Origin of the sequence: Ramlibacter sp., assembly GCF_036383835.1 — a bacterium.
In the GTDB taxonomy this organism is placed as follows: Bacteria; Pseudomonadota; Gammaproteobacteria; order Burkholderiales; family Burkholderiaceae_C; genus Ramlibacter.
In genome coordinates this window covers 16,798-29,961 of sequence record NZ_DASVNN010000017.1, presented here as the reverse complement: position 1 = coordinate 29,961, position 13,164 = coordinate 16,798, and the positions used below count along the sequence as shown (strand labels likewise).

Below are 13,164 nucleotides of genomic sequence, written 5' to 3'. Positions count from 1 at the left end.
CACCTTTTATCTTCTGATGCTTGCATTGTGAAGTCTCGCGCGGCCATGATGCAAGCACCGTCCGTCCGTTTTTGCTTGCTTTGACGACGTTACAAACTAGAATTCAAACTGACCCGAACGAAAGAAGCCGATGAACAAGCTCTCCATCCAAGACCGCGTTCAGATCCTCAACTGCCTCTCCGAAGGCATGGGCGTCAACGCCACGGCGCGGGTCACGGGCAAGAGCAAGAACACGGTGCTGAAGCTGCTGGAGGAGGTTGGCGAAGCCTGTGCCGCGTATCAAGACCGCGTGATGCGCGGCCTGCGCGTGAACCGTCTGGAGTGCGATGAAATCTGGTCGTTCGTGGGCGCGAAGCAGAAGAACGTGACGCAGGACCATCCCGAGGAGTTCGGCGACTGCTACACGTTCACCGCCATCGACGCCGAAACCAAGCTGATGCCCTGCTGGCTGGTTGGTGTGCGCAGCCCGGACTGCACCTATGACTTCATGGCCGATCTGGCTTCGCGCATCGCGGGCCGCGTGCAGATCACCACCGATGGCTGGGGCGCATACGTTGGTGCGGTGGAAACTGCGTTCCACGACCGCGTTGACCACGCAGTTCTGAACAAGTCCTATGAAGGCGGGCCGTCCGTGGTGGAAGGCCGTCGCCGCTACAGCCCTGCGACCTTCGTGAAGTGCAGCAAGGAATCCGTGTGCGGCAACCCGGACATGAACCTCGCCAGTACCTCAATCGTGGAGCGTTCCAACCTGAGCCTGCGCATGGGCAACCGCCGCTTCACGCGCCTGACCAACGCCTTCAGCAAGAAGATGGCGAACCACATGCACGCCATCAGCTTCTACTTCATGGTCTACAACTTCGTGAAGATTCACAAGACCATCAAGACGACGCCCGCCATGGAGGCGGGCGTGACGGACTTCCTGTGGTCCATGGAGGACATAGCCGTGATGGCTGACACGAACGGCTAGCCCTTCTGATGTGCGCAACTGTATGGATGATCAGCGGCCATTGGGCCATTGCGGACCTCTACCGCACCCTTTAGGATGGCCAGCAAGGAGAGAACAAAAAGAAGTGCTGATCACGGTCGGTCGGTGGATGTCGGACGCTGAACTTCAGCAATTGATTACGACGGGTAGGGTTGTGGAGAGCAACCTGGGTGGCGTCACGAACGTTATCTTTCCAGCAAGCAGCACAGGCTACAACGCAGCCGCTGCGGGGAGTTGTTACGTGGAGTTCGACGTTGAGGATTCTCGTGTGGTCGTATGCGTGCCTCCTCCGCCATGGGGGAAGATTTACGGACCGGGGCATCTCTTCGCAGGAACACTCGGCATCAAAGATATGCCTCTGGCAGCGAGCATCCGCCGGGTCATCTGAGATTGGAGGTCGATATGAGCGCAGAACTGGATATCCGACAGTGGGTCGATGGGTGGCTCAGGGACCACCGTGCTCAACTCCAAGCGCGTCATGTGACGTTCAAGGTTGACAGTGTCCGCAACGCGCACGTGCCAAAGGGCAAGGCAGTTCTTCGTCTTGAGGCTCCAGCCTCTCTGATGCAAGTCGATCTTTGGGGTTCGGGCGAGGCTGATGTCATGGAGCTGCGGCACGGAAACATCACATCGCAGCACAAGAGATTCACTGGTCAGGTCTCTTTGCTCCAATTTCTCGACAGTTGCTTCCGCAAGCTCGCTGCGGGGTGACTGCGCGGAGTCCCGCATGACACCGCCAATCCGGCCCTTCGGGGCCGGTTCTCTTTTGGCGCTTGTCCGCTTACAAACCCAGCCTCAAACTGACCCACTACCGGGATCCAGGGCATGGCAGGGGCCGAATGGGGAAGCCCTGGGTTCCCGCCTTCGCGGGAATGACGATTACTCCTGCTGTTCCAGGAATCGCTGGGCGTCCAGGGCCGCCATGCAACCCGTTCCGGCGCTGGTGATCGCCTGGCGGTACACGTGATCCTGCACGTCGCCCGCGGCGAACACGCCCGGGACGCTGGTCATGGTGGCGAAGCCGTTGAGGCCGCCCTTGGTGATGATGTAGCCGTCCTTCATCTCCAGCTGGCCCTGGAAGATGTCGGTGTTGGGCTTGTGGCCGATGGCGATGAAGGCGCCCTGCAGCTCGATGTCCTCGGTGGCGCCGGTCTGGGTGTCCTTCAGGCGCACGCCGGTCACGCCGCTGGCGTCGCCCAGCACCTCGTCCAGCGTCTTGAACAGCTTCAGTTCGATCTTGCCTTCCTCGACCTTCTGCTTCACCTTGTCCACCAGGATCGGCTCCGCGCGGAACTTGTCGCGCCGGTGCACGAGGTAAACCTTCTTCGCAATGTTTGAGAGGTACAGCGCTTCCTCCACCGCCGTGTTGCCGCCGCCGATCACGCAGGTCACCTGGTCGCGGTAGAAGAAGCCGTCGCAGGTGGCGCAGGCGCTCACGCCCTTGCCCATGAACTCGGCTTCCGAAGGCAGCCCCAGGTACTGCGCCGACGCGCCGGTGGCGATGACCAGCGAGTCGCAGGTGTACGTGCCGCTGTCGCCCGTGAGCACGAAGGGGCGCTTGCCGAAATCGACCTTGTTGATGTGGTCGAACACGATCTCGGTCTTGAAGCGCTCGGCGTGCTCGAGGAAGCGCTGCATCAGCTCGGGGCCCTGCACGCCGTGCACGTCCGCCGGCCAGTTGTCCACTTCGGTGGTCGTCATCAACTGCCCGCCCTGCGCGATGCCTGTGACCAGCACGGGGTTCAGGTTGGCGCGGGCGGCGTAGACGGCGGCGGTGTAGCCGGCGGGGCCGGAGCCGAGGATCAGGACTTTGGCGTGCTTGGTATTCATCTGGAAACACCTGTGTGGGAAACACCACAGGTCGGTGTACATTTCGGGCCGGTTCGAGAAGTATCAAGCACGTAGCCAGACACAATGCTTGCGTGATCTCGATCACGGCGATTGTAAGAACCCACGCGCCGGCCGCGATTCAGGAGGGATAAAGAAGATGTCGATGCTGTCCAACCTGGAGTTGATCCGCAGAGTGCCCCTGTTTGCCCTGCTGACCTCCAACCAGGCGGAGTCGGTAGCCGACGCGGTCGTCAAGCGGCGCTTCAAGCGCGGCGAGACCATCGTGGAACAGGGCGAGAAGACCAATACCCTCTTCATCATCCTCACCGGCCGCGTGCGTGTCGTCACCTCCGACAAGCGCGGCCGCGAAGTGATCCTCGCCACGCTGAACCCCGGCGACTACATCGGCGAGATGAGCCTCATCGACAACGAACCGCATTCGGCCACCTGCCGCGCCGAGGTGCAGACCGACATGCTCACGCTGGGCCGCGCCGAGTTCGCGCGCTGCCTGCCCGAGAACAGCTCGATGTCGTACGCCATCATGAAGGGGCTGGTGCAGCGCCTGCGCCAGGCCGACCGCAAGATCGAGTCGCTGGCGCTGATGGACGTGTATGGCCGCGTGGCCCGCGCCCTGCTGGAATTCGCCCAGCCCGATCGCGAAGGCCTCATGACGATCCGCGAGCGCATCTCGCGCCAGGACATCGCCAAGATGGTCGGCGCCTCCCGCGAGATGGTCAGCCGCGTGATGAAGGACCTGGAGGACCGCGGCTTCATCGAGACGCGGGAAGACGGTTCGATGCTGGTGAAGGACCGGCTGACGACGCTGGGCTGACGCGCAAACAACAGAAAGCCCTGGGTTCCCGCCTCCGCGGGAATGACCCACCGGACGCTGCGCTAAGCTTGCGCTGCGCATGACGTATTCCCTGAACACCCTGACCGACGAGTCCTCGCCGGGCTCCGGCCCGCGCTCGGGGCTGGCGCGGTTCGCCCACGAGACGGCGCTGGTGCTCGGCGCCGTGGCCCTCGTGTTCTGGCTGCTGGCGCTGGTCAGCCACTCGCCCTTCGATCCTGCCTTCTCCACTTCCGGCGACGGCGAGGCCCTGCGCAACTGGGGCGGCCGCCTCGGCGCCTGGCTGGCCGATGCGAGCTTCTTCCTGCTTGGCTACTCGGTCTGGTGGTGCTTCGCCGCCGGCCTGCGCGCCTGGCTGGCTTCGCTGGCGCGCTGGATGCGCGGCAGCGAGCCTGCGCCGGAGCCGCCGGGCAACCGCCGGTTGAACACCCGCTGGGCGTTCTGGACCGGCTTGGCCGTGCTGCTGGTCGCCAGCACCGCGCTGGAGTGGTCGCGCCTGTACCGTTTCGAGGAGCGGCTGCCCGATCACGCCGGCGGCTCGCTCGGCTTCCTGGTCGGCCCGGGACTGGTGAACGTGCTGGGTTTCATCGGCTCGGGGCTGGTGTGCGTGGCGCTCATGGTGCTCGCCTCGGCGATCGTGTTCCGCTTCTCCTGGAGCCACGTCGCCGAGCGCATCGGCGGCGGCATCGACCGCTTCATCGAGTCGCGCCGCAAGAAGAGCGAGATCGCCGTGGACGTGGCATTCGGTCAGCGCGCCGCCAGGGAGCGCGAGGAGACGGTGCAGGTCGAGCGCGTGGAGAGCGAGGAGCACCATCCGACGCCCGTGCTGATCGAGCCCGTGGTGATCGACGTGCCCAAGAGCGAGCGCGTCGTCAAGGAACGCCAGAAGCCGCTGTTCTCCGACATGCCGGACAGCAAGCTGCCGCAGGTCGACCTGCTCGATGCGTCCGCCGGCCGCCAGGAGACCGTCTCCTCCGAGACGCTGGAGATGACCTCGCGGCTGATCGAGAAGAAGCTGAAGGACTTCGGCGTCGACGTGCGCGTCGTGGCCGCCGCGCCGGGCCCGGTGATCACCCGCTACGAGATCGAGCCCGCCACCGGCGTGAAGGGCTCGCAGATCGTCAACCTCGCCAAGGACCTCGCGCGCTCGCTGTCGCTGGTGTCGATCCGCGTGATCGAGACGATCCCGGGCAAGAACTTCATGGCGCTGGAACTGCCCAACGCCAAGCGGCAGGCGATCAAGCTGTCGGAGATCCTCGGCTCGCAGGCGTACAACGAAGCCAAGTCGCAGCTCACGCTGGGCCTGGGCAAGGACATCGTCGGCAACCCCGTGGTGGCGGACCTCGCCAAGATGCCGCACGTGCTGGTGGCCGGCACCACCGGCTCGGGCAAGTCGGTGGGCATCAACTCGATGATCCTCAGCCTGCTGTACAAGGCCGAGGCGCGCGACGTGCGCCTGCTGATGATCGACCCCAAGATGCTGGAGATGTCGGTCTACGAGGGCATCCCGCACCTGCTCGCGCCCGTCGTGACCGACATGAGGCAGGCCGGCAACGGCCTCACGTGGTGCGTCGCCGAGATGGAGCGCCGCTACAAGCTGATGTCCAAGCTGGGCGTGCGCAACCTGGCCGGCTACAACCACAAGATCGACGAGGCGAAGGCGAAGGAACAGTTCATCTACAACCCCTTCAGCCTGACGCCGGACAGCCCCGAGCCGCTGGAGCGCCTGCCCTACATCGTCGTCGTGATCGACGAACTGGCCGACCTGATGATGGTGGTCGGCAAGAAGATCGAGGAACTGATCGCGCGCCTGGCGCAGAAGGCGCGCGCCGCGGGCATCCACCTGATCCTCGCGACGCAGCGTCCCAGCGTCGACGTGATCACCGGCCTGATCAAGGCGAACATCCCGACCCGCATTTCCTTCCAGGTGTCCAGCAAGATCGACAGCCGCACCATCCTCGACCAGATGGGTGCCGAGGCGCTGCTCGGCATGGGCGACCAGTTGTACATGGCCAGCGGCACCGGCCTGCCGATCCGCGTGCACGGCGCCTTCGTCAGCGACGAGGAAGTGCATCGCGTGGTGGCCTACCTGAAGGAGCAGGGCGGCGAGCCGAACTACATCGAGGGCGTGCTGGAAGGCGGCACGGTCGACGGCGAGGGCGGTGACCTGCTGGGCGGCGAAGGCGGCAGCGGCGAGGCCGATCCCTTGTACGACAAGGCCGTCGAAGTGGTGCTGAAGAACCAGAAGGCGAGCATCTCGCTCGTGCAGCGCCACCTGGCCATCGGCTACAACAAGGCCGCGAACCTGCTCGAAGCGATGGAAAAAGCCGGGCTCGTGAGCGCGATGAATGCTCGCGGCCAGCGTGAAATCCTGGTGCCCGGCCGGGCCGAATGACGGCGTTTTCGCCGACGTTCACCATCCGTAACGAACTTCGGCGCGGGGCGGCCACCCAACCGACAATGTCGTGTTGGGAGTACCTCATGAAGAAAACCTTTCTCACCCTCGCCCTGTCCGCCGCCGCCGTCGTCGCCCACGCCGGCGCCATGGACAGCCTCGAAGCGTTCATCAAGAACGCGAAGACCGGCCGCGCGGAATTCACCCAGGTGATCACCGCGCCGTCGCGCGAAGGACAGGCGCCGCGGACCAAGTCCTCCAACGGCACCTTCGAATTCAGCCGCCCGAACCACTTCCGCTTCGAATACCGCAAGCCCTTCGAGCAGACCATCGTGGCCGACGGCCAGACGCTGTGGCTGTTCGACAAGGACCTGAACCAGGTGAGCCAGCGCAAGCAGGCGAAGGTGCTGGGCTCCACGCCCGCGGCGCTGATCGCCGCCTCGCCGGACCTCGCGACGCTGAAGCGCGATTTCGAGCTGCAGGAACTGCCGGACAAGGACGGGATGCAGTGGGTGCAGGCCACGCCGAAGCAGAAGGAAGGCCAGCTCACGAGCATGCGCGTGGGCTTCCGCGGTGAACAGCTCGCCGCGCTGGACATCCTGGATAGCTTCGGCCAGCGCTCGGTGATGACGTTCAACAACATGCAGTTGAACTCGGGCGTCGGCGCGGATGCCTTCCGCTTCACGCCGCCGAAGGGCGCAGACGTGGTGCAGGCGCCGTAACCCGTCATCCCCGCGCAGGCGGGGATCCAGGGCTTCGATGCGGATGCCCTGGCTTCCCGCCTGCGCGGGAATGACGCGGTCAGCCCAGTTCGAACGTCGTGATCCCGTACAGCCGGTGCATGGGCACCGCCGGCGGGCGTCCGGTGTACATGCGCGCGGTGTCGAACACCTTGTGCATGTGGTGCCGCTGCGCCAGCGCCACGGCGTCGTAGTTCGCTTCGGGCACGTCGAGGTAGACCGGTTCGCCTCCCGCGGCGCGGGCCGCCAGCGCGGCGTACAGGCCCTCGGCGATGCGCTCGCCGTCGGCGAACAGCGGGCCGATCTTCCAGCCTTGCCGGCACTGGCGGATCACGCCATAGCCTTGCAGGCGGCCGTCTTCCAGCCAAGCCACCCCCGCGGCATCGGGCTGCGCGAGCCAGGCGCGCAGGAAGCTGCCGCGGTCGGCGGGGAAGAAGGGGCTGTCGTAATCCTTGACCGTGTCGAACGGGACGCGAGCCAGGTCGACCAGCTGCGCATCTTCGGGTGCCGAAGCGCCGCCGCGTCCTTCGTAGCGCGCATTGCACCAGGCCAGCTCGAAGCCCGACTTGCGGTAGTTGGGCTGCTGCGCCGGCACCCCGTCCAGGCCCACCTGGCGTCCCGCCGCGGAATCCATGCCGTGCTTCCACAGGGCATGACCGAAGCCGCGCCCACGCCACTCGGGCCGCACGATGTACAGGCCGAGGAAGGCGAAGCCGGGGTCGTACTTCACCACCGAGATCGACGCCACCGGTTCGCCGTCGAGCACTCCGACAAAGAAGCCTTGTGGATCGGCGGCATGGAAACTGGCCGCATCGTGCAGGCCGGGATTCCAGTCTTCGCGCGCGGCCCACTCCACGGCGAGCGCGCACTCGTCGCGGGTCATCGTCCGGGTGACGTACCCCGCTTCCATGACGCCACTTTAGATCTCGCGGGTGATTTTCTCCAGCGCCTTGCGCTCGATGAATTCGTCCATGCGCGAGAGCAGCCGCCACCACTCCGACCCGTCCTCGCGATAGACGCGGATCGCCCCGGCGCGCACCAGGATCTTGCGCAGTTCGTCGTCGCCGAAGCCGCCGAGGTGGTTGCGCAGCGTCTCGAAGGAGCGGTCGGTGAAGCTCTTGTGGCTGAGGAAGTGACGCGCCGTCTCCTCCGCCATGAACTCCACCTTGTGCTGCTCCTGCTGGATGCGCAGCTGGTTGCTGAACTGCTGCCGGTTCAGCACGTAGCTGATCCCGCCGCCGACGAGGGCGCCGAGCAGGGCGGAGAGGGTGGACCAGAGCGCCGATTCCATGACCGCGCAATATAAACTGGCTGGATGAGCAAGCCCAACGCCGCCCATGCGCCGCTGGCCGAGCGCCTGCGGCCGCAGAACCTCGGCGAAGTGATCGGGCAGCAACACCTGCTGGGCGAAGGCATGCCGCTGCGCATCGCCTTCGAGTCCGGCCAGCCGCACAGCTGCATCCTCTGGGGGCCGCCCGGCACCGGCAAGACCACCATCGCCCGCCTGATGGCGCAGGCCTTCGACGCGCAGTTCATCACCATCAGCGCCGTGCTCGGCGGCGTCAAGGACATCCGCGAGGCCGTGGAGCAGGCGTTGATCGCGCAGGCGCATGGCCGGCGCACCATCGTCTTCGTCGACGAGGTCCATCGCTTCAACAAGAGCCAGCAGGATGCCTTCCTGCCGCACGTGGAGTCGGGGCTCTTCACCTTCATCGGCGCCACCACCGAGAACCCCTCGTTCGAGGTGAACTCCGCGCTGCTGTCGCGGGCGGCGGTGTACGTGCTGCAGCCGCTGGCCGAAGACGACCTGAAGCAGATCGTGCAGCGCGCGCAGGCGATCGATGCGGTGCCGCCGATCGAGGACAAGGCGCTGGACCGCCTGATCGCCTATGCCGACGGCGACGCCCGCCGCCTGCTGAACACGCTGGAGACGCTGGCCGTCGCCGCGAACAAGGAAAAGCGCGGGCAGATCGCCGACGACTGGCTGCTCAAGGTGCTGGGCGAGCGCATGCGCCGCTACGACAAGGGCGGCGAGCAGTTCTACGACACGATCAGCGCGCTGCACAAGTCGATGCGCGGCTCCGATCCCGATGCCACGCTGTACTGGTTCGTGCGCATGCTCGATGGGGGGGCCGATCCGCGCTACATCGCCCGCCGCATGATCCGCATGGCGGTGGAGGACGTCGGCCTGGCCGACCCGCGCGCGCTGCGGCTCGCACTCGATGCCTCGGAAGTCTACGAGCGGCTCGGCTCGCCCGAAGGCGAACTGGCGCTGGCCGAATGCCTCGTGTACCTCGCGGTCGCGCCCAAGTCGAACGCGGTCTACACCGCCTACAACGAGGCGCGCGCGCTGGTGCGCAGGGACGGCACGCGCCCGGTCCCGCTGCACCTGCGCAATGCACCCACGGGCCTGATGAAGGACCTGGGCTACGGCAAGGAATATCGCTACGCGCACGACGAGGAGGGCGGCTTCGCTGCCGGGGAGAGCTACTTCCCCGAAGGCATGAAGCCGCCGCGGTTCTACCGTCCGGTGGAGCGCGGGCTGGAAATCCGCATCGGCGACAAGTTGCGGGAACTGCGCGAATTGAACAAAAGACAAGGGACAAACCCCTAGAAGAGGATGGCGTCCCCGCCAGGTGGCACCGCTACAATTTCGCTCGAACAACCCGCCCACGGATCCGCTTGGCGGGTTTTTTGCTAGATGGCGAGGCGCCCCACAAAGGCGCCATCGGCACGACAAGCGGCAAAGAAACGGAGAAAGCCTCTATGGAGATCCTGCTGCAGCAGATCATCAACGGTCTGGTCCTCGGCAGCATGTACGCACTGGTGGCCCTCGGCTACACCATGGTGTACGGCATCATCAACCTGATCAACTTCGCGCACGGCGAGGTGCTGATGGTGGGGGCCCTCACCAGCTGGGCGATCATCACCAGCGCGCAGGACGCCATGCCGGGCGTTCCCGGCTGGCTGATGCTGCTGGTCGCCACGATCATCTCCTGCGTCGTCGCATCGGCCCTCAACTTCGTGATCGAGAAGGTCGCCTACCGGCCGCTGCGCAACAGTCCCAAGCTCGCTCCCCTCATCACCGCCATCGGCATGTCGATCCTGCTGCAGACGCTGGCGATGATCATCTTCAAGCCGAACTACAAGCCGTACCCGGCGCTGCTGCCGGCCGCGCCCTTCGAGATCGGCGGCGCGGTGATCACCACCACGCAGATCATGATCCTGGGCGTCACCGCGATCGCGCTGGCGGTGCTGATGTACCTGGTGAACTACACGCGCCTGGGCCGCGCGATGCGCGCCACCGCGGAGAATCCGCGCGTCGCGGCGCTCATGGGCGTGAAGCCCGACCACGTGATCTCGGCGACCTTCGTGATCGGCGCGATCCTGGCCACCATCGCCGGCGTGATGTACGCGTCGAACTACGGCACGGTGCAGCACACCATGGGCTTCCTGCCCGGACTGAAGGCCTTCACCGCGGCGGTGTTCGGCGGCATCGGCAACCTGGCCGGCGCGGTGGTGGGCGGCGTGCTGCTCGGGCTCATCGAGGCGATCGGCTCCGGCTACCTCGGGGTGCTCACGGGCGGCGTGCTGGGCAGCCACTACTCGGACATCTTCGCGTTCATCGTGCTGATCGTCGTGCTGACGCTGCGGCCCTCCGGCCTGCTCGGCGAGCGCGTGGCCGATCGCGCCTGAGGAGGACGGCACCATGATCAACAAGCAGAACAAGACCGTGGTGTGGGTGCTGGCGGCGCTCGCCCTGGCCATCCTGCCGCTGATGCTGCAGTCCGCGGGCAACTTCTGGGTCCGCATCGCCGACACCGCGCTGCTCTACGTGCTGCTGGCCCTGGGCCTCAACATCGTGGTGGGCTATGCCGGCCTGCTGGACCTGGGATTCGTCGCCTTCTTCGCCATCGGCGCCTACATGTACGCCCTGATGGCGTCGCCGCACCTGTCCGAAGCCTTTCCCTGGTTCGCGCAGATGTTCCCCAACGGCTTGCACACCTCGGTGTGGCTGGTGATCCCGGCAGGCGCCTTGCTGGCGGGTTTCTTCGGCATCCTGCTCGGCGCGCCGACGCTCAAGCTGCGCGGCGACTACCTCGCGATCGTGACGCTCGGCTTCGGCGAGATCATCCGCGTGTTCCTGAACAACCTGGACCATCCGGTCAACATCACCAACGGGCCCAAGGGCCTGAGCCAGATCGACTCGATCCGGCTGTTCAAGTTCGATGCGCTGGGCATCCCGGGGGTGAACCTCTCGGGCCAGACGGAGTTCCTGGGCATCACCTTCAACTCGGTCACCAAGTACTACTACCTGTTCCTCGTGCTGGTGGTGGTGAGCGTGATCCTCTGCCACCGCCTGGAGCTCTCGCGCATCGGCCGCGCCTGGATGGCGATCCGCGAGGACGAGATCGCCGCCAAGGCGATGGGCATCAACACCCGCAACATGAAGCTGCTCGCCTTCGGCATGGGCGCCACCTTCGGCGGCGTGTCGGGCGTCATGTTCTCGGCCTTCCAGGGTTTCGTCTCGCCCGAGTCCTTCAGCCTGATGGAGTCGGTAATGATCGTGGCGATGGTGGTGCTCGGGGGCATTGGGCACCTGCCCGGCGTGATCCTGGGCGCGGTGCTGCTGTCGGCGCTGCCCGAGGTGCTGCGCTGGGTGTCGGGCGCGCTGGACCTGCAGTCCGTGACGGGCGGCCGCCTCGACCCTGCCATCCTGCGCCAGCTGCTGATCGCGCTGGCCATGATCATCGTGATGCTGCTGCGTCCGCGCGGGCTGTGGCCGACGCCCGAACACGGCAAGGTCCTCTCGCGCAACGGCGCGCGCTGAGGGGAACGGCATGGCAGACAACGTTCTCCGCGTGGCCGGTATTTCCAAGCGCTTCGGCGGCCTGCAGGCCCTGTCGGACGTGGGCCTCACCATCGACCGCGGCCAGGTCTACGGACTGATCGGGCCCAACGGCGCCGGCAAGACCACGTTCTTCAACGTGATCACCGGCCTCTACACGCCCGACAGCGGCACCTTCGAACTCGCGGGGCAGCCCTACAAGCCCACGGCCGTGCACGAAGTCGCCAAGGCGGGCATCGCGCGCACCTTCCAGAACATCCGCCTCTTCGCCGACATGACGGCGCTGGAGAACGTGATGGTGGGCCGGCACATCCGCACGGGTTCCGGCCTGCTGGGCGCGATGTTCCGCACGAGGAAGTTCCGGGAAGAGGAGGCTGCGATCGCCAAGCGCGCGCAGGAACTGCTCGACTACGTGGGCATCGGCCGCTTCACCGACTACAAGGCGCGCACGCTGTCGTACGGCGACCAGCGTCGCCTGGAGATCGCGCGTGCGCTGGCGACCGACCCGCAGCTGATCGCGCTGGACGAACCGGCCGCCGGCATGAACTCCACCGAGAAAGTGGTGCTGCGCGAGCTGATCGACCGCATCCGCAAGGACGGCCGCACCATCCTGCTGATCGAGCACGACGTGAAGCTGGTGATGGGCCTGTGCGACCGCGTCACGGTGCTCGACTACGGCAAGATGATCGCCGAGGGCACGCCCCACGACGTGCAGCGCAACGAGAAGGTGATCGAGGCCTACCTGGGCCACGGGCACAAGCCGGCCGCGACGCCGGCGGTGAGCGGAGCAGAACAATGAGCGAGACGCTGCTGAAGGTGAAGGGCCTCAAGGTGGCCTACGGCGGCATCCAGGCCGTCAAGGGCGTGGATTTCGAGGTGCGCGAGGGCGAGCTGGTCACGCTGATCGGCTCCAACGGCGCCGGCAAGACCACCACCATGAAGGCCATCACCGGCCTGCTGCCGCTGAACGACGGCGACATCGAGTTCCTGGGCAAGAGCATCCGCGGGCGCGGCGCCTGGGATCTCGTGAAGGACGGCCTGGCGATGGTGCCGGAAGGCCGAGGCGTGTTCACCCGCATGACGATCACCGAGAACCTGCAGATGGGAGCCCACATCCGCAAGGACAAGGCCGGCATCGCGCAGGACATGGAGCGGGTCTTCGCGACCTTCCCGCGCCTGAAGGAACGCAAGGACCAGCTCGCCGGCACCATGTCCGGCGGCGAGCAGCAGATGCTCGCCATGGGCCGTGCCCTCATGAGCCGGCCGAAAGTGCTGCTGATGGACGAACCGTCCATGGGACTGTCGCCGATCATGGTCGACAAGATCTTCGAGGTCGTGCGCGAAGTGCACGGCCAGGGCGTGACCATCCTGCTCGTCGAACAGAACGCCAGCCGCGCGCTGGAGATCGCCGACCGCGGCTACGTGATGGAGTCGGGGGTGATCAGCATGTCCGGCGCCGCGCGGGACATGCTGGACGACCCGAAGGTGCGCGCCGCCTACCTGGGCGAATAGGGC

At 65.9% G+C, this 13,164-nt stretch carries 14 protein-coding genes; 11 read left to right on the top strand and 3 right to left on the bottom strand.

Annotated features, from left to right (window positions below):
• The first annotated feature begins 130 nt into the window (after positions 1 to 130).
• The 3 genes from VF522_RS03275 (at position 131) to VF522_RS03265 (ending at position 1,696) form a co-directional block, all read left to right on the top strand.
• Entirely contained in the window at positions 131 to 967 is an 837-nt protein-coding gene (locus VF522_RS03275) for an IS1 family transposase (RefSeq protein ID WP_330906789.1), read from the top strand.
• A gap of 103 nt (positions 968 to 1,070) precedes the next feature.
• Positions 1,071 to 1,373 (top strand): hypothetical protein, encoded by a 303-nt coding sequence (locus tag VF522_RS03270; protein WP_330906788.1) that lies wholly within the window; start codon positions 1,071 to 1,073, stop codon positions 1,371 to 1,373.
• A gap of 14 nt (positions 1,374 to 1,387) precedes the next feature.
• Positions 1,388 to 1,696 (top strand): hypothetical protein, encoded by a 309-nt coding sequence (locus VF522_RS03265; protein WP_330906787.1) that lies wholly within the window; start codon positions 1,388 to 1,390, stop codon positions 1,694 to 1,696.
• A 168-nt stretch (positions 1,697 to 1,864) separates the two neighbouring features.
• Here the strand turns inward: VF522_RS03265 and trxB are convergent, their stop codons facing one another.
• A complete protein-coding gene (gene trxB, locus VF522_RS03260) occupies positions 1,865 to 2,815 on the bottom strand; it encodes a thioredoxin-disulfide reductase (RefSeq protein ID WP_330906786.1) in 951 nt (316 codons plus the stop codon).
• Positions 2,816 to 2,972: 157 nt separating this feature from the next.
• Between trxB and VF522_RS03255 the strand changes: the two genes are divergently transcribed.
• The 3 genes from VF522_RS03255 (at position 2,973) to lolA (ending at position 6,782) form a co-directional block, all read left to right on the top strand.
• Positions 2,973 to 3,647, top strand: coding sequence for a Crp/Fnr family transcriptional regulator (locus tag VF522_RS03255; RefSeq protein ID WP_330906785.1), 675 nt, complete (start codon positions 2,973 to 2,975; stop codon positions 3,645 to 3,647).
• A gap of 79 nt (positions 3,648 to 3,726) precedes the next feature.
• Positions 3,727 to 6,060, top strand: coding sequence for a DNA translocase FtsK (locus tag VF522_RS03250; RefSeq protein ID WP_330906784.1), 2,334 nt, complete (start codon positions 3,727 to 3,729; stop codon positions 6,058 to 6,060).
• Between the two features lie 86 nt (positions 6,061 to 6,146).
• A complete protein-coding gene (lolA, locus tag VF522_RS03245; RefSeq protein ID WP_330906783.1) occupies positions 6,147 to 6,782 on the top strand; it encodes an outer membrane lipoprotein chaperone LolA in 636 nt (211 codons plus the stop codon).
• Positions 6,783 to 6,861: 79 nt separating this feature from the next.
• Here the strand turns inward: lolA and VF522_RS03240 are convergent, their stop codons facing one another.
• Positions 6,862 to 7,710, bottom strand: coding sequence for a GNAT family N-acetyltransferase (locus tag VF522_RS03240; protein ID WP_330906782.1), 849 nt, complete (start codon positions 7,708 to 7,710; stop codon positions 6,862 to 6,864).
• Between the two features lie 9 nt (positions 7,711 to 7,719).
• Positions 7,720 to 8,091 (bottom strand): hypothetical protein, encoded by a 372-nt coding sequence (locus VF522_RS03235; RefSeq protein WP_330906781.1) that lies wholly within the window; start codon positions 8,089 to 8,091, stop codon positions 7,720 to 7,722.
• Positions 8,092 to 8,115: 24 nt separating this feature from the next.
• Here VF522_RS03235 and VF522_RS03230 point away from each other — a divergent pair, with 24 nt between their 5' ends.
• The 5 genes from VF522_RS03230 (at position 8,116) to VF522_RS03210 (ending at position 13,161) form a co-directional block, all read left to right on the top strand.
• Positions 8,116 to 9,414: a replication-associated recombination protein A gene (locus VF522_RS03230; RefSeq protein WP_330906780.1), complete on the top strand. Its 1,299-nt coding sequence runs from the start codon at positions 8,116 to 8,118 to the stop codon at positions 9,412 to 9,414.
• A 152-nt stretch (positions 9,415 to 9,566) separates the two neighbouring features.
• Positions 9,567 to 10,496: a branched-chain amino acid ABC transporter permease gene (locus VF522_RS03225; RefSeq protein WP_330906779.1), complete on the top strand. Its 930-nt coding sequence runs from the start codon at positions 9,567 to 9,569 to the stop codon at positions 10,494 to 10,496.
• Between the two features lie 13 nt (positions 10,497 to 10,509).
• Positions 10,510 to 11,631 (top strand): branched-chain amino acid ABC transporter permease, encoded by a 1,122-nt coding sequence (locus VF522_RS03220; protein WP_330906778.1) that lies wholly within the window; start codon positions 10,510 to 10,512, stop codon positions 11,629 to 11,631.
• Between the two features lie 10 nt (positions 11,632 to 11,641).
• Positions 11,642 to 12,448 (top strand): ABC transporter ATP-binding protein, encoded by an 807-nt coding sequence (locus tag VF522_RS03215; protein ID WP_330906777.1) that lies wholly within the window; start codon positions 11,642 to 11,644, stop codon positions 12,446 to 12,448.
• Positions 12,445 to 13,161, top strand: coding sequence for an ABC transporter ATP-binding protein (locus tag VF522_RS03210; RefSeq protein ID WP_330906776.1), 717 nt, complete (start codon positions 12,445 to 12,447; stop codon positions 13,159 to 13,161). The genes VF522_RS03215 and VF522_RS03210 overlap by 4 nt, the downstream gene beginning before the upstream one ends.
• The last annotated feature ends 3 nt before the right edge of the window (positions 13,162 to 13,164 follow it).

Bases quoted from the DNA above. Each gene is read 5' to 3' on its own strand.
- VF522_RS03275 (WP_330906789.1), top strand. From the start codon at position 131: ATGAACAAGCTCTCCATCCAAGACCGCGTTCAGATCCTCAACTGCCTC.
- VF522_RS03265 (WP_330906787.1), top strand. From the start codon at position 1,388: ATGAGCGCAGAACTGGATATCCGACAGTGGGTCGATGGGTGGCTCAGG.
- trxB (WP_330906786.1), bottom strand. From the start codon at position 2,815: ATGAATACCAAGCACGCCAAAGTCCTGATCCTCGGCTCCGGCCCCGCC.
- VF522_RS03255 (WP_330906785.1), top strand. From the start codon at position 2,973: ATGTCGATGCTGTCCAACCTGGAGTTGATCCGCAGAGTGCCCCTGTTT.
- VF522_RS03250 (WP_330906784.1), top strand. From the start codon at position 3,727: ATGACGTATTCCCTGAACACCCTGACCGACGAGTCCTCGCCGGGCTCC.
- lolA (WP_330906783.1), top strand. From the start codon at position 6,147: ATGAAGAAAACCTTTCTCACCCTCGCCCTGTCCGCCGCCGCCGTCGTC.
- VF522_RS03240 (WP_330906782.1), bottom strand. From the start codon at position 7,710: ATGGAAGCGGGGTACGTCACCCGGACGATGACCCGCGACGAGTGCGCG.
- VF522_RS03235 (WP_330906781.1), bottom strand. From the start codon at position 8,091: ATGGAATCGGCGCTCTGGTCCACCCTCTCCGCCCTGCTCGGCGCCCTC.
- VF522_RS03230 (WP_330906780.1), top strand. From the start codon at position 8,116: ATGAGCAAGCCCAACGCCGCCCATGCGCCGCTGGCCGAGCGCCTGCGG.
- VF522_RS03225 (WP_330906779.1), top strand. From the start codon at position 9,567: ATGGAGATCCTGCTGCAGCAGATCATCAACGGTCTGGTCCTCGGCAGC.
- VF522_RS03220 (WP_330906778.1), top strand. From the start codon at position 10,510: ATGATCAACAAGCAGAACAAGACCGTGGTGTGGGTGCTGGCGGCGCTC.
- VF522_RS03215 (WP_330906777.1), top strand. From the start codon at position 11,642: ATGGCAGACAACGTTCTCCGCGTGGCCGGTATTTCCAAGCGCTTCGGC.
- VF522_RS03210 (WP_330906776.1), top strand. From the start codon at position 12,445: ATGAGCGAGACGCTGCTGAAGGTGAAGGGCCTCAAGGTGGCCTACGGC.